At 72.0% G+C, this 26,084-nt stretch carries 22 protein-coding genes and 2 pseudogenes; 7 read left to right on the top strand and 17 right to left on the bottom strand.

Features of this window, described 5'->3' with window-relative positions:
- Window positions 1-54: 54 nt before the first annotated feature.
- The 3 genes from ACIRSS_RS35205 to ACIRSS_RS35195 form a co-directional block, all read right to left on the bottom strand.
- Entirely contained in the window at window positions 55-786 is a 732-nt protein-coding gene (locus ACIRSS_RS35205; RefSeq protein ID WP_400902739.1) for an ABC transporter permease, read from the bottom strand.
- Window positions 783-1,682: an ABC transporter ATP-binding protein gene (locus ACIRSS_RS35200; protein WP_400902736.1), complete on the bottom strand. Its 900-nt coding sequence runs from the start codon at window positions 1,680-1,682 to the stop codon at window positions 783-785. The genes ACIRSS_RS35205 and ACIRSS_RS35200 overlap by 4 nt, the downstream gene beginning before the upstream one ends.
- A gap of 154 nt (window positions 1,683-1,836) precedes the next feature.
- Window positions 1,837-3,423, bottom strand: a complete 1,587-nt coding sequence (locus tag ACIRSS_RS35195; RefSeq protein WP_400902733.1) for an alpha/beta hydrolase — start codon at window positions 3,421-3,423, stop codon at window positions 1,837-1,839.
- A 179-nt stretch (window positions 3,424-3,602) separates the two neighbouring features.
- Between ACIRSS_RS35195 and ACIRSS_RS35190 the strand changes: the two genes are divergently transcribed.
- Window positions 3,603-3,959 carry a hypothetical protein gene (locus tag ACIRSS_RS35190; RefSeq protein WP_400902731.1) on the top strand — a complete coding sequence of 119 codons (357 nt, stop codon included), beginning with the start codon at window positions 3,603-3,605 and terminating at the stop codon, window positions 3,957-3,959.
- Here the strand turns inward: ACIRSS_RS35190 and ACIRSS_RS35185 are convergent.
- From ACIRSS_RS35185 to ACIRSS_RS35165, 5 genes are read right to left on the bottom strand one after another with little or no spacing between them, the layout of a single operon-like run.
- The gene (locus tag ACIRSS_RS35185) at window positions 3,944-4,333 is read right to left on the bottom strand and encodes a hypothetical protein (protein ID WP_400902729.1); all 390 of its coding nucleotides are present in this window, start codon (window positions 4,331-4,333) and stop codon (window positions 3,944-3,946) included. The two genes, ACIRSS_RS35190 and ACIRSS_RS35185, sit on opposite strands and share 16 nt — an antisense overlap.
- A 44-nt stretch (window positions 4,334-4,377) precedes the next feature.
- The gene (locus ACIRSS_RS35180; RefSeq protein WP_400902726.1) at window positions 4,378-6,096 is read right to left on the bottom strand and encodes an aminotransferase class V-fold PLP-dependent enzyme; all 1,719 of its coding nucleotides are present in this window, start codon (window positions 6,094-6,096) and stop codon (window positions 4,378-4,380) included.
- On the bottom strand, window positions 6,093-6,860 hold the full coding sequence (locus ACIRSS_RS35175; protein WP_400902723.1) for an amino acid ABC transporter ATP-binding protein: 768 nt from the start codon (window positions 6,858-6,860) through the stop codon (window positions 6,093-6,095). Before ACIRSS_RS35175 ends, ACIRSS_RS35180 begins: the two co-directional genes overlap by 4 nt.
- Window positions 6,853-7,731: an amino acid ABC transporter permease gene (locus ACIRSS_RS35170; RefSeq protein WP_400902720.1), complete on the bottom strand. Its 879-nt coding sequence runs from the start codon at window positions 7,729-7,731 to the stop codon at window positions 6,853-6,855. The genes ACIRSS_RS35175 and ACIRSS_RS35170 overlap by 8 nt, the downstream gene beginning before the upstream one ends.
- Window positions 7,718-8,665 carry an ABC transporter substrate-binding protein gene (locus ACIRSS_RS35165; RefSeq protein WP_400902717.1) on the bottom strand — a complete coding sequence of 316 codons (948 nt, stop codon included), beginning with the start codon at window positions 8,663-8,665 and terminating at the stop codon, window positions 7,718-7,720. The genes ACIRSS_RS35170 and ACIRSS_RS35165 overlap by 14 nt, the downstream gene beginning before the upstream one ends.
- A 96-nt stretch (window positions 8,666-8,761) precedes the next feature.
- On the opposite strand from ACIRSS_RS35165, the gene ACIRSS_RS35160 reads away from it, so the two are divergent.
- Window positions 8,762-9,745 (top strand): Gfo/Idh/MocA family protein, encoded by a 984-nt coding sequence (locus ACIRSS_RS35160; RefSeq protein WP_400902714.1) that lies wholly within the window; start codon window positions 8,762-8,764, stop codon window positions 9,743-9,745.
- A gap of 165 nt (window positions 9,746-9,910) precedes the next feature.
- Here the strand turns inward: ACIRSS_RS35160 and ACIRSS_RS35155 are convergent, their stop codons facing one another.
- Both ACIRSS_RS35155 and ACIRSS_RS35150 read right to left on the bottom strand, forming a co-directional pair.
- Complete coding sequence (locus ACIRSS_RS35155; RefSeq protein WP_400902712.1) at window positions 9,911-10,492, bottom strand: NADAR family protein; 582 nt, start codon at window positions 10,490-10,492, stop codon at window positions 9,911-9,913.
- A 69-nt stretch (window positions 10,493-10,561) separates the two neighbouring features.
- Complete coding sequence (locus ACIRSS_RS35150; protein WP_400902709.1) at window positions 10,562-11,767, bottom strand: glycosyl hydrolase family 8; 1,206 nt, start codon at window positions 11,765-11,767, stop codon at window positions 10,562-10,564.
- 155 nt (window positions 11,768-11,922) lie between these two features.
- On the opposite strand from ACIRSS_RS35150, the gene ACIRSS_RS35145 reads away from it, so the two are divergent.
- Window positions 11,923-12,318 (top strand): TIGR03618 family F420-dependent PPOX class oxidoreductase, encoded by a 396-nt coding sequence (locus tag ACIRSS_RS35145; protein ID WP_400902706.1) that lies wholly within the window; start codon window positions 11,923-11,925, stop codon window positions 12,316-12,318.
- Here the strand turns inward: ACIRSS_RS35145 and ACIRSS_RS35140 are convergent.
- From ACIRSS_RS35140 to ACIRSS_RS35130, 3 genes are all read right to left on the bottom strand, one after another.
- Window positions 12,315-12,857, bottom strand: coding sequence for a TetR/AcrR family transcriptional regulator (locus ACIRSS_RS35140; protein ID WP_400902703.1), 543 nt, complete (start codon window positions 12,855-12,857; stop codon window positions 12,315-12,317). The two genes, ACIRSS_RS35145 and ACIRSS_RS35140, sit on opposite strands and share 4 nt — an antisense overlap.
- Window positions 12,857-14,401 carry a long-chain fatty acid--CoA ligase gene (locus ACIRSS_RS35135; RefSeq protein WP_400902700.1) on the bottom strand — a complete coding sequence of 515 codons (1,545 nt, stop codon included), beginning with the start codon at window positions 14,399-14,401 and terminating at the stop codon, window positions 12,857-12,859. The genes ACIRSS_RS35140 and ACIRSS_RS35135 overlap by 1 nt, the downstream gene beginning before the upstream one ends.
- A 65-nt stretch (window positions 14,402-14,466) precedes the next feature.
- Window positions 14,467-14,769, bottom strand: a complete 303-nt coding sequence (locus tag ACIRSS_RS35130) for a winged helix-turn-helix transcriptional regulator (RefSeq protein ID WP_400904007.1) — start codon at window positions 14,767-14,769, stop codon at window positions 14,467-14,469.
- A gap of 36 nt (window positions 14,770-14,805) precedes the next feature.
- Here ACIRSS_RS35130 and ACIRSS_RS35125 point away from each other — a divergent pair.
- Together ACIRSS_RS35125 and ACIRSS_RS35120 are read left to right on the top strand one after the other, a co-directional pair.
- Window positions 14,806-15,173, top strand: a pseudogene (locus tag ACIRSS_RS35125) (RidA family protein).
- Window positions 15,065-15,345, top strand: a pseudogene (locus tag ACIRSS_RS35120) (IS481 family transposase); the annotation flags it as partial. The pseudogenes ACIRSS_RS35125 and ACIRSS_RS35120, both read left to right, overlap by 109 nt.
- Before the next feature lie 88 nt (window positions 15,346-15,433).
- Here the strand turns inward: ACIRSS_RS35120 and ACIRSS_RS35115 are convergent.
- From ACIRSS_RS35115 to ACIRSS_RS35105, 3 genes are all read right to left on the bottom strand, one after another.
- A complete protein-coding gene (locus ACIRSS_RS35115; RefSeq protein WP_400902697.1) occupies window positions 15,434-16,636 on the bottom strand; it encodes a GTPase in 1,203 nt (400 codons plus the stop codon).
- On the bottom strand, window positions 16,633-18,417 hold the full coding sequence (locus ACIRSS_RS35110; protein ID WP_400902694.1) for an isoniazid inducible protein IniA: 1,785 nt from the start codon (window positions 18,415-18,417) through the stop codon (window positions 16,633-16,635). Before ACIRSS_RS35110 ends, ACIRSS_RS35115 begins: the two co-directional genes overlap by 4 nt.
- Before the next feature lie 101 nt (window positions 18,418-18,518).
- On the bottom strand, window positions 18,519-19,532 hold the full coding sequence (locus tag ACIRSS_RS35105) for an IniB N-terminal domain-containing protein (protein ID WP_400902691.1): 1,014 nt from the start codon (window positions 19,530-19,532) through the stop codon (window positions 18,519-18,521).
- A gap of 303 nt (window positions 19,533-19,835) precedes the next feature.
- Here ACIRSS_RS35105 and ACIRSS_RS35100 point away from each other — a divergent pair, with 303 nt between their 5' ends.
- Both ACIRSS_RS35100 and ACIRSS_RS35095 read left to right on the top strand, forming a co-directional pair.
- Complete coding sequence (locus ACIRSS_RS35100; protein WP_400902688.1) at window positions 19,836-20,966, top strand: molecular chaperone DnaK; 1,131 nt, start codon at window positions 19,836-19,838, stop codon at window positions 20,964-20,966.
- The gene (locus ACIRSS_RS35095; protein WP_400902685.1) at window positions 20,963-23,365 is read left to right on the top strand and encodes a LuxR C-terminal-related transcriptional regulator; all 2,403 of its coding nucleotides are present in this window, start codon (window positions 20,963-20,965) and stop codon (window positions 23,363-23,365) included. Before ACIRSS_RS35100 ends, ACIRSS_RS35095 begins: the two co-directional genes overlap by 4 nt.
- Before the next feature lie 8 nt (window positions 23,366-23,373).
- Here ACIRSS_RS35095 and ACIRSS_RS35090 read toward each other — a convergent pair whose 3' ends face one another.
- Window positions 23,374-25,959: a fibronectin type III domain-containing protein gene (locus ACIRSS_RS35090; RefSeq protein ID WP_400902682.1), complete on the bottom strand. Its 2,586-nt coding sequence runs from the start codon at window positions 25,957-25,959 to the stop codon at window positions 23,374-23,376.
- Window positions 25,960-26,084: the final 125 nt, after the last annotated feature.

Genomic DNA, 26,084 nt, shown 5'->3' with positions numbered 1-26,084 from the left:
CTCCGCCCTTCGTCCGCGCAGACCCCTCAGTACTGCACGGAGGTTAACAAGCACTCACAACCTGGCCGTGTCCAGCCGGAACCGGCGCACGACCACCAGTGCGGGCACGACCAGCCAGCCCGCCAGCACCACGACCGCGAGGGCCATCCCGCCCGCGTGCACCAGCGGTTCGACCCCGAGCCGGCCGAGCCAGAACGTGGGGAAGAAGTGCGCCAGGGTGGCCATCCAGTCCGGGAGGGCCCACAGCGGGATCCACAGGCCGCCGAGCATGCCCAGCGGCATCATCAGCGCGCCGGTGACCGCGCCGACCGTGTCGCCCTTGCCGAACAGACCGATGGCCAGGCCGAGCACGGCGAACGGGAGCACGCCCAGCCACAGCGACACCAGCACCAGGCCCCACTGGGCCGCCGTCATCTCGACGCCCATCGCCAGGCCCGCGACGAACAGCACCACGAGCACCGGCAGCGCCACGGCGATCGCCGAGATGACCTTGACGACCAGGTAGCCCGGGCCGCGCATCGGCGTCAGGCGCAGCTGGCGCTGCCAGCCGTCGGTGCGTTCCTGCGCCACCCGGGTGCCGGTGAACAGCGCGCCGCCGCTCGCGCCGTACGCGGCCAGGTTGATCATGGTCTGGACGTTCGACGCCAGCCCGTTCGGCGTGACGAACTTGCCGAAGATCGAGCCGAAGAGCAGGAACATCGCGAGCGGCATGCCGATGGTGAAGATCGTGAACTGGGGACTGCGGACGATCCGCTTGATCTCCAGGCTCAGGTAGGTGGTGTTCACGCGGCGGCCTCCTCGGCGGTCAGCGCCAGGAAGGCCTCTTCGAGCCCGAGCGCGGTGATTTCGATGTCGGACGCCCCCGGGAACTCCTTCAGCAGCGCCCGGATGGCGGCGTCGGAGTCGGCGCAGGCCAGCTCGGCGCGGCCGGAGCGCAGCTGGACGCTCGTGACGCCGGCGAGCCGCGCCAGGTCGGCTTCGGTGGCCCCCGGGACGGCGGCCTTGAGCACCCGCCCGGACACCGCGGCCCGGACCTCGGCGACCGGCCCGTCGGCGACGACCACGCCGTGGCGCATCAGCACGACGCGGTCGGCGTAGTCCTCGGCCTCGGCGAGGTAGTGCGTCGCGAACAGCACGGTCCGGCCGCCGGCGGCGAACTCGCGGATGGCCGCCCAGAACGCGCGCCGGCCGTCGACGTCCATCGCGGCGGTGGGCTCGTCGAGCACGAGCAGCTTCGGGTCGCCGGCCAGCGCGAGGGCGAACCGGACGCGCTGGCGTTCGCCGCCGGACAGCTTGCCGCAGCGGCGTTTCACGAGGTTCTCCAGGCCCGCGCGGGCGATCACCTCGCTCGCCGGCAGCGGGTTCGCGTGCGTCGAGACGATCAGGTCGACGATCTCGCCGACCGTGGCGTCGCCCAGCAGGGCGCCGTTCTGCATCATGGCGCCGACGAGCCCCCGGTCGACGGCCTCGCGCGGGCTGCCACCCTCGACGGTGACGCCTCCCGCGTCCGGCTTGGTCAGCCCGAGCAGCATGTCGACGGTGGTCGACTTGCCCGCGCCGTTCGGCCCGAGCAGCGCGACGACCTCCCCGCGGGCGACTTCGACGGACACCCCGTCGACGGCGGTGACCCCACCGAACCGTTTGGTCAGGCCCCGCAGTGTGAACGCCGGTCCCCCAGTCATGGCGTCCCTCCCTTCTGAACTTTGAAACGCAAACTCGACTCGCACTTTGTAACACAAAGTCCACTCAGGTTCAAAGCCCCCGGTGTGAGAAAGCGAAAAAGACGGGGTGCCGGGCACTGGGCCCGACACCCCGTCCAGGAGTGGTTTTCGCAGGTCAGCCGGTGAACCGCCCGGACACGAGACCCTGCGTGGCCGCGACGTCGGCCTTGGCCGCGGTCGGCGCCGGGGGCGTCGGCTGCGGCAGCGGGGCGCACTCGACGTCGGCCGTGCGGCCCGGCTTGCGAGCCGGCAGCGCGCCCGTCGCCAGGTAGTCGGCGATCTTGTTGTCGACGCACGCGTTGCCGCGCGGGGTGATCGCGTGGCTGGTGCCGCCCGGCTCCGCGATCAGCGAAGCGCCCGGGAAGCGGCTGCGGATCTCGAGGCTGCCCGGGTACGGCGTCGCCGCGTCGAGCGTCTCGTCGATCATCAGGACGCTCTGCACACCCTTGCCGTCGACGTCGGTCGGCTTGCCGGCCTTGGCGGGCCAGTAGAGGCACGGCGCGTTGAACCAGGCGTTCTGCCAGGTGAAGTACGGCGCCTTGGCGAACGTCTGCCAGTTGTCGCGCTTCCACTGGTTCCAGCTCTGCGGCCACTGGACGTCGGTGCACTGGACGGCGAGGTAGACGGCGTACCCGTTGTCGTCGCCGCGGCCGCCGAAGGCCTCGAACAGCGTCTTCCAGTTCTGCCAGTCGCCCTTGTTGACGAACCGGGACAGCGCGTCACCCAGCAGCGTCCACCGCAGCTGGTAGTAGCTCGCCTGCTGGATGACGTCGAGGATCTCGTCCGGGCCGATCACGCCGCCGGCGGGGTTGAAGGACGTCTTCAGCAGCTGCTCGTTCACGACGCGCTGCACCGCGGCCTGGGTCTTGCCGAGGTGGTAGACGTCGTCGTGCTGGGCGAGCCAGCCGAACCAGATGAGGATGTTCTTGTCGAAGGCGACGTCCTGGTTCAGGTTGTCGCCGTACCAGACACCGCGCGGGTCGACGGTCGAGTCGAGGACCATCCGGCGCACGTTCTTCGGGTAGAGCGTGCCGTAGACCTGGCCGAGGTAGGTGCCGTAGGAGTAGCCGTAGAAGTTCAGCTGCTTCTGCCCGAGCGCCTGGCGGATGGAGTCCATGTCCTTGACCGTGTCGGTCGTCTTCATGTTCTCCAGCAGGGCCTTCGGGTTGTTCTTCGCGCAGGCCTCGGCGTAGCCCTTCGAGCGGGCGAGCCAGGTCTTCTCCAGCTGCGGGGTGAACGGCGCGTACACCGGCCGGTTGTAGTCCATGTAGTTCGGGTCGCAGCTCAGCGCGGGCTTGCTCGAGCCGACGCCGCGCGGGTCGAAGCCGATCCAGTCGTAGGCGTCCCCGGCGTGGTTGGGCACGCGCGGCCCGCGGGTGGCCAGCAGCAGGCCGGAACCGCCGGGGCCACCGGGGTTGGTCAGCATGACGCCCTGGTACTGCGCGTCGGGGACCTTGTGCTTGACGCGGTCGACGGCGAGCTGGATCCGGTCGCCGTGCGGCTTCGAGTAGTCGAGCGGCACGCTCAGGAACCCGCATTCGGCACCGGCGGCGACGAGCGTGGGATCGGTGCACGGCCCCCAGGCGATCGTCCCGGCGGCCGGCGCGGCGGTCGCGGCCGGTGCGGCGGCGCTCGCGGCCGGCGCGGCCACGAGCGCGGACGCCACCGCGGCGACGACCGCGGCGATTACGGCACGTCTCACTGTTTTCTCCCTTTCCCCTGCGACTTCGGGCGGGAGAACCCTAGACCCGGGCACGGGTCTTCGGGCAGGGCAAGCGGGCACGGCCCTACTAAAGGCGGAAATCGGATGCACCGGGCGTCCGGGGCGCTCTACGGTGAGGCGGAAGTCCTAAATGGAGGGACCGGTCGAGAGGAGCCTCGATGTTCGGCGACGTGGCTCGCGACTTCGCCGCGGGCGCACCGGACCGGGAATCCGCCGCGTGGATCCGCGCGGTGACCTGGTCGGTGTCGGCCGAAGAGGACGCTTACCGGGTGCTGCTCACGGCGGCCGACGGGACCGCTTTCGGCTTCGCGGCCCGGCACGACAGCCCGGCTCGCGCGCTGTGCGACGTCGCCGATCGGTTCCAGGACTTCGTCGCCGACAACCTCCGCGTCGGGCTGCCGCCGGTTCCCGGCACCGCGCGTCCCGCCGTGGCGGCCGTGGTCGATGGTGCGGCCTGCTGGACCGACGCCAAGACCGGCTGGCGGTGCCCGATCGGCGCCTACCCGGCTCCCTGAGCGTGCCGCTGGACGAACGCCTCGATCAGCTGCTGCCGCTCCGCTGTCGTCGCGCGTTCCAGTTCCACCGTGTCGCCGTCGATCGTCACCTTGATCTTGTGCTTGCCCGCCTGGCGGCCCAGCCACTCCTTCAGCGTCTCCACCAGGCCCGGGAACACGCCGCCCGCCGCGCTGAACGCCACCAGCAGCGAGCCCACCGTCACCGGGTCCGCCGCCTTCGCGCCCGCCGGGGCCTCGGCCGGCAGCGCGTGGAGGTCGACGTCCAGCTCCCCCAGCTCCGCGCGCAACCGGCGGGCGAGGCGGTCCAGCTCCTCCTCGTCGGCGTCCGGCGCCTCGATGCTGAGCACCGCGCGCCGAGTGTCCGGTTCGGTCATGCGCGCCATGGTGCGCTCCCGGACGATCGTGGGCAAGGCCCCGATCAGGCACGGATTTCGTTGAGGTAGTTGTAGATCGTGTACCGCGTGACGTCGAGGCGGCCGGCCAGGTGGTCGACCGCGTCCTTGATCAGGAAATAACCGGCTTCGTCGAGCTCCCGGACCACGGCCGCCTTGTGCCGCTTCTTCATCAGGTCCACCGGGATCCCCGCCTTCGTCACCGCACGGTCGACGAGGAACCGTTGCAGGCTGTCGACGTCCGGTGGGAAAGTCTCCGGCTCCCCGTTGCCGCCCGCCGAAGCCGACGCGTCGACGCTGTTGACGCACAGGCAGCCGACCGCGACCCCGTCGGCGTCGCGCAGGAACAGCGTCGACGACCGGATCGCGCGGCCGTCCGGGCCGTGCGTGCGGTAGTTCGTCAGGTCCTGGGTCGTGCCGCGGCGGACCAAGCCGAGCAGCAGGTCCGTCATCGGGCCGCCGACGCTGCGGCCGGTCAGGTCGCCCGCGATCGCGACGATCGAGTCCGGCAGCCGGCTGAGGTCGTGCAGCAGCACCTCGTTGCCCGGCCCGAGCATCGCCGCGAGGCCCGGGATCGCCGGCACCAACGCCGTCAGCACCTCGTGCGTCGTCGCGCCCGCGGCCGGGACGACCAGCGGTTCGCGCGGTTTCGTCAGCGTCTCCAACGCTTCCCGGAGCAGGTCGGCGGCCGCCGCGGGCGTCGACGCGTGCGGTGACAGCCGGACGTGCTCGGGCCGCACGGTCGCCGCGATCCCCGCGTTCGCCAGCGCCGCCCCGACCTGCTCGGCGGGGTGGCCGGGCAGCGTGAACGCCAGGATTCCCGCCCGCCGTTCACGAGCCGAGACGACTTCGGCGCCGCAGGACGCGAGCACGTCCTCGAACGCGCCCAGCCGCTCGGCGATCCGAGCCGCGATGGCACCGACGCCGGCGTCCTCGACCAGTTCGAGGGCCTCGGCGAACGCGCCGGACGTGATCGGGCTGAGGTTGGAGATCGACCAGGCCTGCGCGGTCGCGTCCGGCGGGTGGATCTCGTCGTCGAACAGGCCGGGGTCGCGCGCGCCGGTCCAGCCCGACAGCACCGGGTCCATCCGCTCCAACGCGCGGTCGGAGAGCACCGCGAAGCCGGTCCCCCAGCCCGCGCGCAGCCACTTCTGGCCGCCGACGACCAGGACGTCGGCGACCTCCCACGGCTCCTCGACCACGCCGAAGCCCTGGATGCCGTCGACGACCAGCAGCCGGTCGCCGACGACGTCGCGCAGGGCCGCGAGGTCGGCGCGGAAGCCGGTGCGGAAGTCGACCGCGCTGACGCTGACCGTCGTGATCTCCGGCGTCAGCGCTTCGGCGACGCGCTCGGGCGTCACGTAACCGCTGGTCAGCCGGCGGACGCGCAGCCGCCCGGCCTGTTCGGCGCGCGCCCACGGGTAGGTGTTGGCGGGGAACTCCGCCGCCGACACCAGCACTTCGCCGGCGCTGTGGAACGCGGCCTGGAACAGCCCGAGGCTGGTGTTCGGGAGCAGCACGGTGTGGTCGGTGTCCGAACCGGACAGCCGCGCCGCGGCCGCCTTGGCCCGGATCTCCTGCCGCATCAGCTCGTCCACTGTGGACGGACCGGCCGTGGTGGCCTGGTCGAGCAGGGCGGCCGTCGTGTCGAGCACCGCGTGCGACGGCGGGCCGAACCGGGCGAAGTCGAGGTAGCCGGCGGGCTCGTCGAACTGGAGCAGGTACCGGGGCGAAATCCGCGTCACGCGAGGATCCTCGCCAGGAACTGCCGGGTGCGCTCGTGCTTCGGCGCGCTGAGGACCTGATCAGGCGGTCCCGTCTCGACGACCGCGCCGTCGGCCAGGAACACCACCTCGTCGGCGGCCTCCGCGGCGAAGCTCATCTCGTGCGTCACGACGACCATCGTCATCCCCTCCCCCGCCAACGTACTCATCACTTCCAGCACCTCCCCGACCAGCTCCGGGTCGAGCGCCGACGTCGGCTCGTCGAACAGCATCAGCTTGGGTTTCATCGCCAGCGACCGGGCGATCGCGACGCGCTGCTGCTGCCCGCCGGACAGCTGCGCCGGGTAGGCGTCGGCGCGGTGCGCGAGCCCGACGCGGTCCAGCAGCGCGAGCCCCTGCTTGCGGGCTTCGTCCGGTTTGACCCCGAGCACCCGGATCGGCCCCTCGACGACGTTCTCCAGCGCGGTGCGGTGCGCGAACAGGTTGAACCGCTGGAACACCATGCCGATGTCCCGGCGCTGGCGCGCCACCTCGCGTTCGCGCAGCTCGTACAGCTTCCCGCCGCGCTGCCGGAAGCCGATCGGCTCGCCGTCGACCCAGATCTGGCCGGCGTCGATCGTCTCGAGGTGGTTGATGCAGCGCAGGAACGTGCTCTTACCGGCGCCGGACGGCCCGAGCAGGCAGACGACCTGTCCCTTGTGGACGTCCAGGTCGATGCCGCCGAGGACTTCGGTGTGGCCGTAGGACTTCTTGACGCCGACAGCGCGCAACAGCGGTTCAGACACGGGCACTCCTCACCAACGGCACCCCGCGCAACGCCTTGCCCGCGCGGGAAAGCGGCCCGCGGTCGGCCTGCCCGAACGAGCGTTCCAGGTAGTGCTGGCCGACCCCGGCGACGGTCACGACGACCATGTACCAGACGGCCGCGGCCAGCAGCGTCTCCATCACCAGGAGGTTGTTGGACGAGATGTTGTTGGCCGCGTGGATCAGCTCGGTCACGCCGATCACCGACGCCATCGACGTGCCCTTGAGCATGTTGATGAAGTCGTTGCCGGTCGGCGGGATGATCACGCGCATGGCCTGCGGCAGGACGACCCGGCGCAGCGTCGCGGCCGGCGTCATGCCGATCGACTTCGCCGCCTCGGTCTGGCCACTGTCCACACTGTTCAGCCCGGCGCGGACGATTTCGGCCATATACGCGCTTTCGTTGAGCGCCAGGCCGAGGAACGCTGCGGTGAACGCGCTGATCAGCACGTTCGTCTGCTCGTGGACCAGGAACGGGATGTCGATCACCGGGAAGACGAGCGCCAGGTTGTACCAGAGCAGGATCTGCAGCAGCACCGGAAGCCCGCGGAAGATCCAGATGTAGCCGGCGGCGAACCACCGCGCGACCGGGTTCGCGCTGCGGCGCAGCAGGGCGATGACGATGCCGAGCACGATCGCGACGGCCTGGGACAGCACCGCCAGCACGACGGTGTTGAGCAGGCCGGTCGCCATCACCTTGTAGAAGACGAAGTCCGGGACCTGGCTCCACGCGATCTGCGCGTTGCCGAGCGCGATGCCCAGCAGGACGAGCAGCGCGAGGATGATCACGGCAGCAACCCACCGGCCCCAGTGGCGGAGCCGGACGATCGGCAGTGGCTCAGGAGCCGCCATTGACCGCGGCCTCCTTGATCGCGCCCTGCTCGACGCCCCACGCCTGCAGGATCTTGCCGTAGGTGCCGTCGGCGATCAGGGCCTGCAGCGCCTTCTGGACGGCGTCGCGCAGCGGCGTGTTCTGCTTGTTGACGCCGATGCCGTACGGCCCGCCCTCGATCGGCTCGCCCGAGACGACCTCGAAGAACTTGCCGTCGCCTGCCGTCCGCGAGATGTAGACGGCGCTGGGCAGGTCGTTGAGGATCGCGGCGACGCGGCCGGTGCGCAGCTGGTTCTGGTTCTGGTTGTCGCTGTCGGTCGCGGTGACGGTGAGCGCGGGCTTGCCGGCCTGCGTGCACTTGGTGCTCTGCGCTTCGGCGAACTTCTGGTGGCTGGTGCCCTGCACGACGGCGACGTTCTTGCCGCAGAGGGTGTCCGGGCCGGTGATGCCGTCCGGGTTGCCCTTGCGGATCATGATCGTGATGCCCGAGGTGAAGTAGTCGACGAAGTCGATCTGCGCCTGGCGGGCCTTGGTGTCGTTCATGCCGGCCATGGTCAGGTCGATGCGGCCGGACTGGAGGCTGGTGATGAGCGAGCCGAACGCCATGTCCTGGTGGGTCACGGGGACGCCGAGCTTGGCGGCGATGGCCTTGGCGAGGTCGACCTCGTAGCCGATCGGGGTCTTGCCGTCGGCGGCGTAGAAGTTGTTGGGCGCGGACTGCAGGTTCGACGCCAGGTGCAGGCCCGCCTGCTTGACGTTGTCCGGCAGGGCCGCGTTGAGCTGGGCGTCCTTCTGCACGCCCTGGACGATGGCGGCGGTGTCCGGGATGCCGGAGGCGGGCGCGCCGGCGGCCTGCGACGTCCCGCCCGCGCCGTCCGGACCACCACCGCAGGCCGTCACGAGGACGGCCAGGCTCGCGAGCAGCACTGCCTGTGCGGCACGACAACGGGACATAACGGACCTCCACTGTTCGGCTGGCCGGAACGCTACAACTCGTTGTTGAAGAGGTCAACTGGCTGTTGAAATCCAATTCGGTGCTAGCTTCGCGGCATGAGCCTGCGGATCGGCGTCCTGGGGGCGGCTCGCATCGCCCCCGCTGCCCTGGTCAAGCCCGCTTCTTCGAACTCTTCGGTCTCGGTGACGGCCGTCGCCGCGCGGTCTCTCGATCGCGCGCAAGCGTTTGCTTCCCGGCATCGGATCCTGGCCGCGTACGGGTCTTACGAGGAGCTGCTGGCGGATCCGGAGATCGACGCGGTGTACAACCCGCTGCCGAACGGCCTCCACGGCAAGTGGACGCGGGCCGCGCTGGAGGCGGGCAAGCACGTGTTGTGCGAGAAGCCGTTCACGGCGAACGCGGAGGAGGCCCGGGAGATCGCTTCGCTGGCCGACGCCTCGGGCCGCGTCGTGATGGAGGCGTTCCACTACCGCTACCACCCGCTGGCGCTGCGGGTGGAGGAGATCGTGGCATCGGGCGAGCTGGGAAAGCTCGAGCACGTGGAGACGGCGGTGTGCTTCCCACTGCCGAAGTTCTCGGACATCAGGTACGACTACGCCCTGGCGGGCGGCGCGACGATGGACGCCGGGTGCTACGCGGTCCACATGGCCCGGTTGTTCGGCGGCGAGACGCCTTCGGTGGTCTCGGCGTCCGCGAAGCTGCGGTCGCCCCAGGTCGACCGCGCGATGACGGCGGAGCTGGCGTACCCGTCGGGCCACTCGGGCCGGGTGACGTGCTCGATGTGGTCGTCGTCGGTACTCCGGATCAGCGCCGCGGTGACCGGTTCACGCGGGTCGATCCGGGTGGTCAACCCGTTGATGCCGCAGGCGTACCACCGGTTCACGGTCCGAACCGACGGCGCGCGGCGCACGGAGAAGTTCCCCCGCCGGGCAACGTACGAGTACCAGCTGGACGCGTTCGCGGCAGCGGTCCTGGAGGGAACGCCGGTGAAGACATCGGCGGCGGACGCGGTGGAGACGATGACGGTGATCGACAAGATCTACCGGGCGGCGGGGCTGCCGGTACGCGAACCGAGCTGAGCCCGGACGTCCGCGAGGGCGAAACCGAGGAGGTTGAGGCCCCGCCAAGCGCGGGGCTTGCCGGCCCGCGGATCGTCCGCCGCGGCCCCAGAAGCAGTCGCCCGGACTCGCTTCGGCGAGCACCCGGCCGCCAGCCCCCCAGGCGTGGTGCGCGATGACCGAGATCTACCGGGCGGCGGGGCTGCCGGTACGCGAACCGAGCTGAGCCCGGACGTCCGCGAGCGCGAAGCCGAGGAGGTTGAGGCCCCGCCAAGCGCGCGGCTTCTCGGCCCGCGGATCGTCCGCCGCGAGGCCGATGCCCCACACCCGGTCGACCGGGCTCGCTTCGACGAGCACCCTGCTGCCGGTCCCGCCCAGGTACTGCCCCAGCTCGGGGTGCTGGGCGAACTTCGCGGCGTTTCCCTCGACCACGATCCCGTAGCGGTGCGCCACCCAAGCTTCCTCGTCGAACCGCCGCACCCGGCGGCCAAAGTCCTTGGCTTGCTTCGGGTGCACCGCGGTGAGCACCTGCGCCGCCACTTCGTCGTCGCCGAAGAGCTTCGCCTTGCGCCACATCATGTAGTGCTCGGCGGTGGCAAACCGATGGCCGTCGACCACGAACGGCGCCGGCCACCACTGGCTGAAGCACCCCGCGCCCACCCCGCCGCCGCGGGGCGGCTGGTGCCCCCAGAAGTGGACGTACTTGAACCGCTTCCCCGCGTCGAGCGCGCGGGTCAGCTCCTCGACGCTGCGCGGATGACCGGTCATGCCGCCAGTCTCACGCACAGACCGGCCGCCACGCACCCGAAATACGGCACGAGGCAGCCGGTTCGCAACCTATGCAGCCACGTAGTTGCCACTCAAGATCAGCAACACCTGGATCGTGATGCCCGTCCCGTAGTAGTCCGTCGCGTCCGGGGACCAGGTCGAGATCGCCGTCCACAGCTTGTCCAGCCACGCCTGGCTGCCCGCGTCCGTCATCGCCGCCACCGCGAACGGCGCCGTGAAGCACGGGTGCTGGCCGCTCTCCGTCTTCGAACCCGACAAGGAATAGCCGCTCTGGATCTTGGCCGGGTCGCCGCCCGTCGCCGACTTGATCCACGTGTTCATCTTGCGGACCTGCGCCGTCGCCGCGCTGCCGGAGACGGAAATCGCGTCCGCGCCCAGGCGCCACGGGTCGCGGCACGCGTTCCAGCTGTACTTGCCGTCGTACGGGCCCTCGAGGAAGTTCGACGGCGCCGGCTTGGGCGTCGAGTTCGTGCTCACCACGAAGTCCGGCAGCAGGCCCGTGTTCGGCGCGTACGACGACTGCAGCTGGCTCACCGCCGTCTCCGAGCGCGTCCGCACCTGGTCCCAGAAGCTGTCGCCGGTCGCCGCGGCGAACGCGCGCAGGTGGCCCGGCATCCAGTCCGATGAACGCGAGCTGTTCTTGTACTGCGCGTCGTTGCCCCAGTCGCCGAGCAGCGTGAACTTCGTGGTGCCGTTGACCTCGCTCTTCTTGATCGCGTTGATGATCCGGACGGCCTCGGCCTTGTAGTTGACCGAGCCGGTGCTGCCCCACTTCTTGTCCGCGATCAGCAGGCCGTAAGCGATTTCGAGGTCGCCGTCGGTGGCGGAGTCGCTGCCGTTGACGCTCTTGCAGTTCGAATCCTGCTCGGCCGCGTGCAGGTCCTTGTTGTTGACCGACGGGTGCGCCTTCACGAACTTCAGGATCCCGTCGACGATCGCGCGGGCCTGCGGGTCCTTCTCCGCCATCATCGCCGAGATCGTCATGCCGTACCCCTCGCCCTCGGCGACGAAGGAGTGGTCGGCGTCCTTGGACAGCACGGCGTAGGTGCCGCTGCCGCACTTGGTCGTCAGGAAGTTCTTCTTCCAGAAGTCGTAGTACTTCTGCAGCGCGGCGTCCTGCGTGGCCTGCGAGACGGACGGCCGCAGGGTCCCCGGCACGTACGGCGTGCCGGCCGCGGAGGCGGTCGTGGGCACGCTCAGCAGCCCGGCGGCCAGCGCGGCCGTAGCCACCACCGCCCGGACGATCTTCTTCATCGCTCCTCCGTAAGGACATCGTTGGCTGCGGCGAGGGCGATGTGAGCGTGACAGAAGGTTCAAGAGGAGGTCAAGACTGTTAGGAAACTTTCCTTACTATGACCGTGAGTGGTCCCGCACCCCGCCGAGGCACCCGGACGGACTAGCGTGGACCCATGATGATCGACGACCGCGGCCCCGACTTCCGCGCGTTCTGGACCGAGCGCCGGCTGGCCACCCTCACCACGGTCCGGCCGGACGGCACCCCGCACGTCGTCGCGGTCGGCGTGACCGTGGACTTCGAGACCGGACTCGCGCGCGTGATCACCTTCGGCACGTCCGTCAAGGCCCGGATGGTCCGCGCCGCGGGCGCCGAGGGCGTGCCCGTCGCGGTCTGCCAGCTCGAAGGCCCGAAGTGGTCCACTTTGGAGGGACGCGCGGTGCTGCGCGACGACCCGGAGTCCGTGCGGGACGCGGAAAACCGCTACGCCGCCCGCTACCGGCAGCCCAAGCCGAACCCGCAGCGCGTGGTCCTGGAGATCACGGTGACCCGGGTCCTCGGCAACGCCTAGCACGCGCGGGCGTGCACCAGCCGGGTGTACTCCGCCAGCAGCGTCGCCAGTTCGCTGTGCTCCCCCGCCGACGCGAGCTGCTGGTGGCCCACCAGCATCGCCATGCCCAGCGACGTCAGCGTCCGCGCGAGGTCGCCGTCGCCGACGATGCCCTTGACCGCCGTCCCGACCGTCCGCAGCCGCGCGGAGTCGACGCGTTTCTGCGCCGCCCGCACGGTTTCGTCGTTCGCCGCCCACGCGCGGATGGCGGCCTCGGCCTCGTGCGGCAGCCCGAGCGTCAGGTCCATCAGCGCGGCGAAGTCCGCCGACGGCCCGCCCGTCCCGAAGTTCCGCTCCCGCAGGATGAGCACCTGCCGGTTCTCCCAGTGCTCGAGAAGCCGCTCGACGAACCCCGGCCAGCCGCCGAAGTGGTGGTAGAACGACCCGCTCGTGACGCCGAGGGCGCGGCAGAGCCGGCCCACGTTCAGCTCGGTGAACCCGTGCTCCGCCAGCAGGTCCAGCGCGGCCTCGAAGTACGCCTGCCGCGTCACCGCCGGCATCAGACGTTCCGGTCCCGGTCCCGCCAGTACGGCTCGCGCAGTGAACGCTTGAGGATCTTGCCGGTCGCGTTGCGCGGCAACGCTTCCACGACGTCGACGCTGCGCGGGCACTTGTAGTGGGCCAGCCGTTCGCGACAGAACTCCATCAGCTTGTCGGCGTCGAGCTGGTCGCCGGCGACGACGGCCTTGACCTGCTCTCCCCACCGGTCGTCCGGCACGCCGATCACGGCCACCTCGGTGACGCCGGGGAACTCCGCGACGACGCGCTCGACCTCGGGCGAGTAGACGTTCTCGCCGCCGGTGATGATCATGTCCTTGACGCGGTCTTCGAGGAACAGGAAGCCGCCGTCGTCGAGGCGCCCGACGTCGCCGGTCCGCACCCAGCCGTCCACAATGGTCTCTGCGGTGGCCTCCGGCTTGCCGAGGTAGCCGGCCATCCGCTGTTGGGTGCGGATCCAGACTTCACCGACTTCGGCGTCTTCCTGAGTGACGGGGTCGACGATCCGGATGTCCACACCGGACAGTGCGGTGCCCGCCGACGCCAGCCGTTCGGGGCGCGTCGTGTCCCGGTGGGCCTCCGGGTCCAGCGCGGTGACCGCGCCGGACAGCTCGGTCATGCCGTAGACCTGCGCGAACCGGACGTCCGGCCAGGCCGCGAGCACGGTGCGCAGCAACGGGAGCGGCATCGGTGAAGCGCCGTAGCAGAGGTACTTCAGCCGCGAGAACGCCTTGAGCGCGGCCTCGCCGGCCTGCGCGATCCCGGCGACCACGGCGGGCACCAGGAAAGCGTGCGTGATCCCGGCCTGCAGTGCAGCGAACAGCGACGCCGCGTCGGGCTCGCGCGTCAGGTAGGACGGTTCGCCGTAGAGGAACCCGGAAACGGCGTAGCAGCTGCCGCCGACGTGGAACAGCGGCATGGCGACGAGGTTGACGTCGCCGGCCCCGATCGGGAACGCCGTGCCGGCGGCGAGGCCGTGCGCGATGACGCTGCGGTGGGTCAACACCGCGCCCTTGGGGAAACCGGTGGTGCCGCTGGTGTACATGATCAGGACGCCGTCGTCTTCGTCCAGGTCGGACGCGGTGTACGGCGCCGCGCTGGTCAGGAAGGCCTCGTACTCGTCGTGCTCACCGCCGACGACGATCACGCGTTCCAAGGCGGGCAGCCGGTCGCGGATGGCGTCGAGCGCGGGCACCAGCTCGGCGCCGACGAAGACGACCTTCGCGCCGGCGTCCTTGAGGACGTAGGCGAGTTCGTCGCCGGAGAGCCGCCAGTTGACCACGGCGTCGGCGGCACCGACCCCGGCGGCCGCGAAAGTCGTTTCCAGGCAGGCGGGGTGGTTCTTGTCGACGAAGGCGACGCGGTCGCCCTTGCCGACCCCGGCGGCGGTCAGCGCGCCCGAAAGCCGCTGCACGCGCTCGTCGAACTCGGCCCAGGCCCACTGCCGGTCGCCGAAGATCAGCGCGGTGTCGCCGGGGCGTTCGCGCGCCCAGTGCGCCAGGAGCTCGCCGAACAACCGGACCCGGGGGCGGACGTCTTCGGGCATGGCGGTGCTCCTTCGGCCGGCGCTGACCATAGACCGGTCTATGGTGCGTCGCGACCGGCCGGGAGTCAACACCGGACAGTGACCGCCGAGGCGGCCGCGCGATCGGTTTCTTCTTGCCGCGTCAGGCTTCGAACCGGTGCCGGGCCGCCCTGCCCCGGTTCGGTGAGGGTGTACTCGACCCACGGCGGCACGCTCGGGTGCACCTCGCGCTCGACGAGACCGTTGCGCTCCAGCATCCGCAGGTTCTGGGTGAGCATCTTGTGGCTGATGCCCTCGACGGCGTCGCGCAGTTCGCTGAAGCGCAGGGTGTGGTCGCCGAGGGTCTCGATGATCAGGAACGCCCACTTGTTGGCGACGTCGGAGAAGATCTCGCGGGCGAGGGAATCCGCGCGGGAGAGGTCCGCATCCTGAACCTGCCGGAGCTGCCTGAGATCGACGTGTACACCAAGTGGCGATCGCGTCGAGCACGAAGCTCGTCGCCGGGCAGGTCGACTGGGCGGCCGGAAGCGACCTCGCGACGCAGGTCGAGCAGTGCACGCTCAACGTCGCCACGGCGTTGGCCTCGGCCGGCGGTTCGTTCGACGACATCGCGAAACTGACGTACTACGTCGTCGGCTGGACGCCGGACGGGATGCCGGAGCTGCTGGACGGGATCGCGCGCGCCGCCAGGAAACTGGGCACCACCGCGAAACCGCCGGCCACGCTGATCGGAGTGGCCGCGCTGGACGTCCCCGAGCACCTGGTCGAGATCGAAGCCACCGCGGTCCTCTAGGCGGGCTCGGATTGCCCGCCTCGACGGTGCATGCGGTGCTGACCCGCTGCCGGATCAACCGCTTGTCCCGGATCGACCGGGTCACCGGCGAACCGCCGCGCCGCTACGCACACGATCACACCGGTTCGTCGGCCGCGCCCAAGGCGCCCGCAACCGGGCCGCGACACCGGGGCAAGCGCCGCGATGCCGACCGGTTCCACGCCTGGCGCGAGGCCTGCGCTGAGCTGGGGATCACTCCGAAACGGACCCGGCCTTACCAGCTAGGCGAACAACGCCAAAAGTCCCTCGGTCGACCGCACCACGACGTGCGCCGCCGTCCGCTCCGCGTGCGGCTTGTCCGGCCGCTCGGCCTCGTGGCGCCAGCGGCGCAGCGCGTCCAGGCCCGCGTCGTAGATGTCGGCCGGGTCCGCGTCCGGCTCCAGGCCCAGCCGGTCCGCCGGGGCCGTGCCCTGCGCGCCCAGCAAGCGGATCGCCTCTTCCGCGGGCTCGCCGGACAACGCCGTGCGGCCGCCGGTGATGTCCGCGATCAGGCGCAGCTCGCGGAAGTCGTGCGCGGCCGCCGCGAAGCGCTCCACCCGGGACACCAGCCGGTCGCCGCCCGGGCGGGGCTGGGCCGCCAGCAACGCCTCCAGCCGGATGACCGCCGTGCGCGCCTTCAACGCCTCCGCGCGCGCGACGAAACACCCGGCGAGGGTGTCCCGCAGCTCGCCGAGACCGCTGCGGCGGACCAGCTCCGCCGACAGCTTGAGGCGGTCGTCGCAGCCGGTGCGGATCAGCGTCAGCGCCAGCCGGACGCCGAACATGCCGAACCGGACCACCAGCGACCGCCGCGTCTCGACCGGGATCGGGCCGGGGAACGCCGGGTCGGTGAACGAGTCCACCGAAAGCACGTGCCGTTCCAGCTCTTCACGCGGCACCGCGGCGAACGCGGCGAGCAGGTCGAACTCGTCGTCACGCAGGGACCGCCCGCCGTAGGCCAGCTGGCCCGCGACGGCGATCACGCCCAGGAACCCCGTGCACAGCGGGTCTTCGCGCCACGCCCGGCGCGCGAGCTGCTTCGCGGTCAGCAACGCGTCGATCCGGCCCGCGCCGACCTCGTCGGCGCGGGACAGCACCAGCACCGAGTTGACCGCGCTCTGCCGCGCGAAGGCCGAGCCGCCCGGCGGGTGCGCCGCCGCGAGCTCGTCCGGCTCGAGGTGCCGCACGAGCCGGACGGTCGCGTCCGGGAAGTCGTCGGCCGGTCCGGGGTCGTCGAGCAGCACGAGGTCGCGCAGCGCCCGCGTCGGCCATTCGCCGAGCGCGGCGGCGAGCGTCGACTTGCCCGAAGACGGCGCCCCGGTGAACGCGACGCGCAGCGGCTGCTCGAGCCGGTCGAGGCAGTCGTGCAGGAGTGCCGAAGCGCGCGGGTCTTCGCGGTAGAGCCCGGCCGCGGCGTGCAGCAGGTCGCGGACGTCCTGGGTCACGCCGAAAGCTCCCGCCGCTTCCGCCCGGCGATCGTGCCGAGCTCGCCCGCGCGCTGGTGCAGCGCGGCCAGGCGGTCGATCTCCCGGCGGATGTGCCCGGTCTTGCGTTCGCGCTCGGCCGAGCCGGCCATGATCGTCTCGCGTTCGCGCGTCAGCTCGTCCGCGAGGTCCTCGGCCAGGCCGGTGAAGTGGTCGCGCAGCCGCCGCTGCACGACGCGGATCGCGTCGCGGCTTTCCTTGCTGAACCGCAGGAAGACGTCGTCGACGTGCCGTTGGGCGGCCTGCTTGGCGACGGCTTGGCGACGCTGCAGCCGCATCCCGCCCTCGTCGCGGATCGTCTTCACCGCGAACGCCGCGCCGGCGCTGATCGAGACCGGGTTGATCAGCGGCAGGCCCAGCCACGGCAGGCTCGTCACGAGGCCGAACATCAGCACGCCACCGTACGAGCCGCGCAGGCCGGTGAAGGCCTGCTGGCCGATCTTGAACTTCTCGATCTTCGGGCGCCGGACGTCGTCGAGGCTTTCCACGCCCGAGCCGTCGAGCGGCAGGTCGGGCAGCGCGTGGTCGTACTGCGCCCCGAAGCACGCCGCGACCGCCTGCGCGGTCCACTGCGCCCGCTCGGTCAGCCACGCGTAGTTCGTCTCGATCGCCTCGGCCAGCGCGTTGTCCAGCCACGGCGCGAACTCGTCCCACACCTTCGCCGGGTCGCCCTCGTCGAAGGTCTGGTCGATGGTGTTGACGATCTTGCGCGTGCGTTCGCGCAGGTCGTACTCGACGTCACCCATGAGGTCGGTGATCTCGTCGGAAAGCAGGTTCTGCCACCGGGTGTTCTGCCGCCGCAGGTCGTCGGCCCGGCGTTGCGCGCGCTGCAGCAGCGCGGCCTGGCCGAGCCCGGCGTCCTGCCCGGCAGCCTCGATGCGGTCGCGCAGCGACTCGACGAGCTCCGCCGCGGCGGCGCGGACCCCGACAGCGGCGAGCAGCGCGCGGGACTGCTCCGGCGGCCGCGCGGCCTGTTCGGCGATCCACGTGAGTAACTCGGGGAAGCCCGAACGCGCGTTGAGCTCGGCGTCACCCGCCTTCGCGGCGGCTTGGCGCACGACGGCCGAAACCGGCAGGACCGCCGCGTCGACGCCGGCCTCGGCCAGCATCCCGCGGTCGCGTTCGGCGACCGCCCGCCACCCGGGCGAGGCGTCGATCTTGGTGAGCGCCAGCACGACGTGCGGGCACCAGGTGCGCACGTGCCGGGCGAGCGCGAGCTCGGCCGCGCTGAGCGGCGCGGTCGCGTCGGAGACGAGGATCACGGCGTCCGCTTCGGCGAGCAGGTCGAGCGCGGCGGCGGTGCGCGGCGACCGCGGGTCGCCGACCGACGGGGTGTCCACCAGGACGAGCCCGGCGGAAAGCAGCTCCCGCGGCACGCCGACCTCGACGCGGCTGAGCGTGCCGGCCGGCCGGGCGCCGAGCTCACCGCTGAGCCGTTCGACCGCGACGGGAGTCCGTTCGAGGGAGCGGCTGACCAGGGTGGCGGCGGGTTCGGGGGCGTAGCCGATTTCGGTGGGGACTTCGGGGGTCGCGGCGTCGCCGACGGCGCACACGGGCGCGTTCAGCACCGCGTTGAGCAGGTATCCCTTGCCCTGTTTGGGGAAGCCGAGCACGCCGAGGCGGATCTGCCCCTCGGGGGCGTCTCGACGTCTGCGGAGGCGCTCGGCGAGATCTGCGCGGCCGTGCGTGCGGCACGCGTCCAGCGTCTCGTTGAGCACTTCGAGCCAAGCCGGTGCGGTCACAGCGGACGAGTGTCCCCGGTTTACTCCCCGTGCGCACACCGGGTGCCCGTCCCGCGGCTGCACCCAGACCGCGGGACGGGCACCGGTGACCGGTTCGGGGATCAGTGCCCGATGTGGATGTCGTTGTTCGACGCCACGTCACCGATGTGCAGGTTGCCCAGCGCGTTGTGGCTGACGTCCGCCACGTCGGAGACCACGTCGTGGACCGCGGAGGCGTTGCCGCTGGCGAGCTCGCCGACGCCGCCGACGGCGTTGTGGTCGACGTTGATGCCGGTGGCGTTGCTCACGACGCCGGTGACGTCGGTGACACCGTGCACGGCGTGGCTGACCTCGCCGGTGACGTGCTTCACGTCGAGGTCGCTGGTGCCCTTGAGGATGCCGGTGAAGTCACCGACGTGGGTCACCGAGCCGGTGAGGTGGCCCACGGTGCCGGTGAGGTCACCGGCGTGCGAAGCGACCTCGTTGGCCGGGCCGGACGCGGTGCTCAGCACCTCGGTGCCGATCGTGTGCGCGGTGCCGACGGCCCCGACGACCGGCTGCTCGGCCAGCGTGGTCAGCGGCGCGATCTGGTTGGCGTCGGTCAGGTACGCCGGCGCGGCGGTGAGGTTGGTCAGCGCGGCCGAGTCGAGGCCGTTCGCCAGGTCGCCACCGAGGACGGCGCCGGTCACGTTGCCCGCGAGCGCGGTCACGTTGGCGGCGTTGGTGACGTCGTTCACGCCCGGGAGCGCGCCGACGGCGGGCAGCTGGCCCACGGCCGGCAGCTCGCCGACACCGAGGTCGCCGACACCCGGCAGCTCCGGGGCGGCCGGCAGGCCGAGGCCCGCGGTGAGGGCGGTGAGCTGGTCGATCGCGCCCTGGATGCCGGGGGCGTCGGTGCCGACCGGGGCCAGGTCGCCGAGGCCACCGACAGCGGGGAGGCCACCGACGGCCGGGAGGCTGTCGACCGGCACGAAGTCGAGCACCAGCGGGATGACCTCGTGCACGTCGGCGGCGCTGACGTCACCGAGACCAGCGGCGGCGAGGGCGCCCTGCGGGTCCGTCCCGAAGGCCGCGAGCGCGGTCGGGTCGTTGAGCAGGTTCAGAGCGAAGTCGTGCAACGTCTGCACGGAGTCCATGGGGATTTCTCCTGGTCCGGTGGTTCGGGGGACAGCAGCGACCGCAGGGACCGCTGCTCCGACATCAAGTTAGGGAGCCGGTCCCCCCACGCACATCGGGGATCACTCCGAGTCGCGGGCCAGTCAGCCGATAGGGGATCGATATGTCATCGTTAGGGAGTTAGGGGCTCATCCGAGACGCACTCAGTTGGGTTTAATCCCTCCAACCACTTGCTTGACTAACCCGTTTGGGTGAGGATGCCCGGAGCCCTAGGGGGATTCCGCACCCCCGATCGGCCCCCGCGAGGTGAGGAGGAAGCGCCGTTGCCCTACGTCCTCGGGATCGATGTGGCACAGGGGCGGACCCACGCCGCGACCTGCCGACGTCAAGGCCCCGGCTGGGGCGAGCCCGAACCCCTCTGGCTGGGTGAACGGACCCCGGCCGCCGCGTCCGCGCTGTTCCTGGACGACGAGGGGTACCTGCTCACCGGCGACGCGGCCGCGCAGGCGGGCGCCCGGGTCCCGTCCCGGCTGCTCACCGGCTTCCACCGGCGGATCGGCGACGACGTGCCGATGCTCGTCGAAGGCGAGCCGTTCCCGCCAGAGACGCTGACCACCGTGCTCGTCGAAGGCATCGCCGAGCACGCCGCGAACCTGCTCGGCGGACCCCCGCAGCACCTGGTGCTGACCCACCCCGGCGACTGGGGCGGCTACCGCCGCGACGTGCTGCGCCGCGCCCTGGCCGACGCCGGGTTCACCGCGGTCACGCTGGTCCCCGGCTCGATCGCGGCGCTCGGCGCGCACCTGCCCGTCCCCGGCCCCGGCGCGCAGTTCGCCGGGGTGTGCGAGTTCGGCGCGGACGGCGTGAACGTCACGCTGGCCACGGCCACCGGCGCGAGCGGGTGGCAGCCCGCGTCCAGTGCCGAAGGCGTGGCCCCGGCCGCGGCGCTCAGCACGCTGTTCGCCCTCGCCGGCGCGGCTTCGACGTCCCCCAAGGGGCTCGCCGGCGTGGTCTTCTGCGGCGACGTCCCGCCGCACGCGCTGCCCGCCCGGCCGCCGTGCCCGGTGTTCGCGGGACCGGTTCCGCCGGCGGCCACCGCGCTCGGCGCGGCCGCCCTCGCGGCGCTGCGCGCCGACCACCGGGGTGCCCCGCACGAACCCCCCGCCGTCGAGACCACCCTGCTCCCCCAGGTGGACACGCTCGGTGACCTCGGCGAGCGGCCACCCCGGCCGCCGGTCGACATCACGCCGTTCGAGCTGCCCGAGCGCGCCACCCCGCTGAACCTGTTCCGGCGGCGGCGCCCCCTCGCCGCCGCCGTTCTCGTCCTCGCGGCGGCCGTCTCGGCCGTCGTCATCACCCTCACCGCCCGCGAAGCCACCGCCGGCCCCGACCCGTCCCCCGCCCCGAGCCACTGCGCCCGCCCCGGCGCCCCCTCCGGTGAAGGTCACTGTTGAACACTCTGCTCACGCAGGTCCCCCCGCTCGTCCCCGTGCACCCGGCCGCCCGGCAGCTGCTCGACCAGGTCGCGGCCGCCCCGGCCACGCCGCTGCGGCTCGCCGTCGTCGCGCCCGGCGGCTACGGCAAGAGCGTGCTGCTCGCCGCGCTCGACCGCTGCTACCGCGAAGCCGGTGTCGAGGCCTTGCTCGTCGACGACGCCGACCGGCTGGCCCCCGACCAGCTCGAGGAGCTGCTCACCGGCGCCGACGGGCCGATCGTCGTCGCACACCGGCCGGCCCCCGTGTCGGCCGCCTGGACGCTGCTGCAGCTCGGCCCGCTCGGCGTCGAGGACGTCGCGCGGCTGATGACGGCCGTGACCGGTGCGCCCGCCGACCCCGACGCGGCGGCCCAGCTGCACGCGCGCAGCGGCGGCGTGCCGCGGCTGGCCGAGCGGGAGCTGCTCGGCCGGCTGGAGGACTTCCGGCCGGAGCTGGACGAGCTCGACGACGACGTCCTGCGCTACCTGATCGCGGCCGAAGCCGGGGCGGGGCGCAACCTCGACCTGCTGTGCGCGCTGCTGGACCGCGAGCCCGACCGGCTGCCCGCGATCGTCGACGCCGCCCGCGCGACCGGGCTGCTCGGCCCGGACGACACGCTGCCGCCACTGGCCGCGGCCGCCGTCCGCGACTTCGGGCCGCCCGCGCGCCGGCTCACGACGGTGCAGCGGCTGGTCGAGCTGCAGCTGGCGAACGGCCTGCCGGTGCTCGACCTGGCGCGGTCGCTGCTCGGCACGGGCAGCGCGGGCGCGTCCGCCGCGGCCGCGTTCGCCGCCGCGGCCGCCGAAGCCCTGCCCGCGGACGCCCGGCTGGCGACGCGGCTGTTCGAAGCGGCCGCCGAAGCGGGCGACCGCTCCTCCGCCGTCACGACGGGCTGGGCGCGCGCGACGGCGTTGTCGGGCGACCTCGACACGGCGTTGCGCCTCGGCGACGGCATGCTCGGCGACCCGGACGCCGGGACCCGCGCGGCCGGCGCGGCGATCGCAGCGACCGTGCTGGCGCACCGCGGCGAGCTGGCCCGCAGCGCGGAGCTGTACCACTGGGCGTCCCGCACCTCCCCGGACGGCGCGGGCGCCTGGGCCGGGGCCGACGCGTTCGCGGCGATCGCGCTCGTCGGCACCGGCGACCTGGCCGGCGCCCAGCGGCTCCTCGACTCCCCCGCCCCCGGTGTGGCGCCGACGTTGTTCGCCGGCGCGGCCACCCGGATGGCCCGCGGGATCGCCGATTCGGTGGCCGGCTGCGCGACGGAGACGTTGTCGACGCTGCTCGGCGCGGCGGCGATGCTGGAGCCGGCGCTGGGCGGCACGCTGCTGCCGGACAGCCCGGCGGCGCTGGCCGCGCTCGCGGCGCTGCACACGGGCGAGCTGGCGCTGGCGGAGTCGGTGCTGACGCGGGCCCTCGACGGTGGCATCGGCGGCGACCTCCTGGCCGTCCGCCACCGGCTGCTGCTGGGCTGGGTGGCGATGACGGCGGGCGACCTCGCGACGGCGGCCGAGCACCGCGACGCCGTGGCCGGACGGACCCTCGAAGCGCGCGACGAGCTGTTCTTCGCGACGCTGGAGCTCGGCCTGGCGCGGCGCGCGAGCGACCTCGTCGGGCTGCAGCGGTCGTGGAACCGCGCGTACCAGGCCTCGATGCGGCAGCAGACGGACCTGTTCGGCCTGCTGCCCCTGGGCGAGCTGGCGATCGCGGCCGCCCGCACCGGAGCGTTCGCGAAGATCTCGGGCCAGCTCGAACGCGCCCACGCGCTGCTGGCCCGGCTCGGCGAACCTCCACTGTGGACGGTCTCGCTGGTGTGGCACGAGCTCCACGCGGCGATCACGCTGGAGGACGCGGAGGCGGCGAAGGCGCACCTGGCGACGTTAACGACGCACGCCCACTGCGGCCGCTACCCGAGCGCGCTGGCGACCGCGGCCCAGTGCTGGCTGTCGGTCCTGGGCGGCCAGTTCGCCCCGGACGGCATCGCGGCCGCGGCGGCGGAGATGCACGACCTCGGCCTGCGCTGGGACGCGGCCCGCCTGGCGGGCCAGGCGGCGATCCGCACGTCCGACCGCAAGGCGATGGTCCAGCTGCTGGAGGCGGCCCGCCAGTTCCAGGGCACGGCGGCCCGCCGCGAGCCGGGGACGACCGAGCCCGCGGCGGCGGGGACGGGGCTCGCGGCACTGAGCGAGCGCGAGCTCGAAGTGGCGCGGCTGGTCGTCGAAGGGCTGACGTACAAGCAGGCCGGGTCGAAGCTGTTCATCTCGGGCAAGACGGTCGAGCACCACATGGCCCGCATCCGCGGCAAGCTGGGGGCGTCGGACCGGCGCGAGCTGCTCGCGACCCTGCGAGAGCTGCTCTCCCGGCCCGACGCCCCTTAGCTTTCCTGTCAGGCCGCCGAAGTCGTCGCGGTGAAGGTGGCGGCGGGGCCGGTTCCGGTCGCCGTCACCGCCGCCACCGTGAACGTGTACGCCGTCGCCGGCTTCAGGTTGTCCACGACCCTCGTCATGCCCTTGATCGTCGGCTGGGTCACCAGGGCGTCGCGGCCCTCCACGGTGATCGTGCGGCCGTCGGAGACCGTGATCGTGTAGCCCAGCACCGGGGTGTCCCCCGTGGCCGCGGGTGGGTTCCAGCGGATCGACGCCGCGGTAGCGCTCGGCAAGGCCCGGGCGCTCGTCGGGACTCCCGGTGGCGTTCCCGCCTTCGGGCCCGGGGTCACCGGGGCCGCGGCGAGCGAGGGTTCGCTTGTGCCGTAAGCGTTGCGGGCCGCGACCGTGACCGTGTACGCCGTCCCGTCCGTCAGGCCGGGCACCTCCGCGTAGGCGCGCTTCGCGAAGTCGGCTGCCGAGATCGACGTCGAGAAGGTGCGGCCGCCGCCCGCGGCGGTGACGACGTAGTCCGTCACCGGGGCGTTGTTGAACGCGAAGGTCGGGTTCCAGGTGGCGTAGAGCTTCCCGACGGCCGCGAACGTGCCCACTCGCGACGGGGCTTCGGCCGGGGCGGATCCGCCGACCCGGCGGGTGAGGAGGCCGCGGTACGCCGGTTCCAGGCCCGCGTTCGCCACGATCGCCGGCGGTGCGTCGGACGGGGTACCGAGGATCGTGTTGCCACGGGTGATCGCGCCCTTGTCGACCTTGTCCCGGTCGCCCTGCTCCCAGTAGTTGCCCTCGGTCAGCGTCGGGTCGTTGTTGCCGAGGCCGTCGCGGTAGTCGACGTGCACCGTGCCGACGTTGAAGTACGCCGTGCGGTACAGGACGTTGCCGCGGATCGTCTCGTAGGTGTTGCCGTTGTCGGTGTAGACGCCCTTGCCCAGCCCCCACTGGTCGTGGATCACGTTGCCGGTGACCTTCTCGCCGTCGTCGAGGGAGGTGCCGGTGATGCCTTGGGTGTAGATGCCGCCACCGTCGTCGAGCATCAGCATGTAGTCGAAGATCAGGTTGTCGGAGACGGCGTTGTCGTGCGACAGGTTCGGCGTCGCCGGGCGCTGGATCTTGTCCGGCCAGCCGCCCCACCCGACGGAGATCGCCGAGTAGCCGACGTGGTCGATCTGGTTGTGGGACAGGGTGTTCCGCACGGTGTAGCCGTTGACGATCGGGACGCCGCCGTGGAATTCGCGCGGCAGGCCGTAGAGGTGGTTGTCGGTCACGGCGATGTCGCGCACGACGTCGGCGTCGGTGTCCGTGGTCGGCTTGTCGACTCCGCCGAGCTGCACGCCGTTGCCCGAGATGTCGGTGAAGATGTCGCCGCGGACCTGCGATTCCTTGGTGCCGTCGATGAGGTCCAGCCCGGCGCCGCCGAGGTGCGCGAACACGCTGTCGCTGAACTCGACGCGTTGCCCGTGCGACACGGCGACGTTCGCGGGCTCGCGCGTCCACGACGCGTACGGGCAGGTGCCGCCGGGGACGAACTGGCAGAGCCCTTGGGTCGCCCAGCCGTCGGCGCCCGTGATCGTGTAGCCCGCCTGGATTTCGGAGAAGCCTTCCGGCGACGACGGCGTCAGCCACGTCGCGTAGGAGTAGCGCAGCCCGCGGAAGGCGACGTCGTGGATTCCCCGCGCGTCGACGAGCTTCTCCAGCACCGGCACCTCGACGTCGGCGCGGCGCAGGTCCTGACCCGGCTTCGGCAGGTAGTAGACGACGTGGGCGGCCCGGTCGAGGTACCACTCGCCCGGGGTGTCGAGCAGCTCGAAGGCGTTTTCCGCGTACGTCGGGTGCCGGCCGTTGGTGAGGTCGGCCGGGCCGACCATGTTGACGCTGCGGCCGGGGATGTCCGGGAAGAGCACGCGTTTGGTCGAGTTGTCCCAGCATGGCTGGGCCATGGTGACGGTCGTGCCGTCGGCCGCGGCGAGCGGGCAGCGCGGCTCGGTCCACTGGCCAAGGCCGTCGCGCTGGATGTTCCAGAGTGCTTCGCCGGCGGTGTAGACGAACTCGATGTCCTTCGGGTTGCGCCAGTGCGCGAGGGTATCGGCGCTCGCGGTGTAGCCGGTGGCGGTGGCCTTCACGGTCACCGGTAGCGGGCCGCGCGCGCGTTGTTCGCGGACGCCGTCGACGTAGAGCTGCCGGCTGTTGTCGAGCCCCGCGGGCGCGGCCGCGGCGAACAGCCCGGGCCGGCCCGGGACCGGCCGCCAGCCGGTGACGCGCACCCCGCCGTTCAGTTCGGTGTCGCCGCTGCCCTGCCAGATGACGCGGTGGCCGTTGCCGCCCGAGTCCCGGGTGTCCAGGCGCAGCGGCTCCGCCAGCCGGAAGACGCCGGGAGCGAGGTGCACGGTGAGGTCGCGCGTCAGGTGCGGCGCGCGTTGGCGCACGAGGTCGCGTGCCTTGCCGACGGTCCGCACGGGCCGGTACGCGGTGCCCGGAGCGTGGTCGGAGCCGGTGGGCGAGACGTAGACATCGCGATCAGCGGAGTCCGGATCCGCGGCGGCGGCCGGGCCGGTCGCGGCGAGCAGCGCGCCCGCCCCCAGGAGAACGGTCACCACGGTGCGGCACCGCATTGAGCCCCACTTCGTCAGCATGAGACGAAACATAGGATCTCTGACGGCCGATGTCGACAAGTTCCCGCTCAGCGGGGCGTCTTGTCACCTATTCATCAGATGGGTGGCCC

This window comes from Amycolatopsis sp. NPDC101161, from assembly GCF_044768185.1.
Lineage (GTDB): Bacteria > Actinomycetota > Actinomycetes > Mycobacteriales > Pseudonocardiaceae > Amycolatopsis.
Note: the sequence above shows the minus strand (reverse complement) of the source record. Positions and strands in the feature narration are given on the sequence as shown.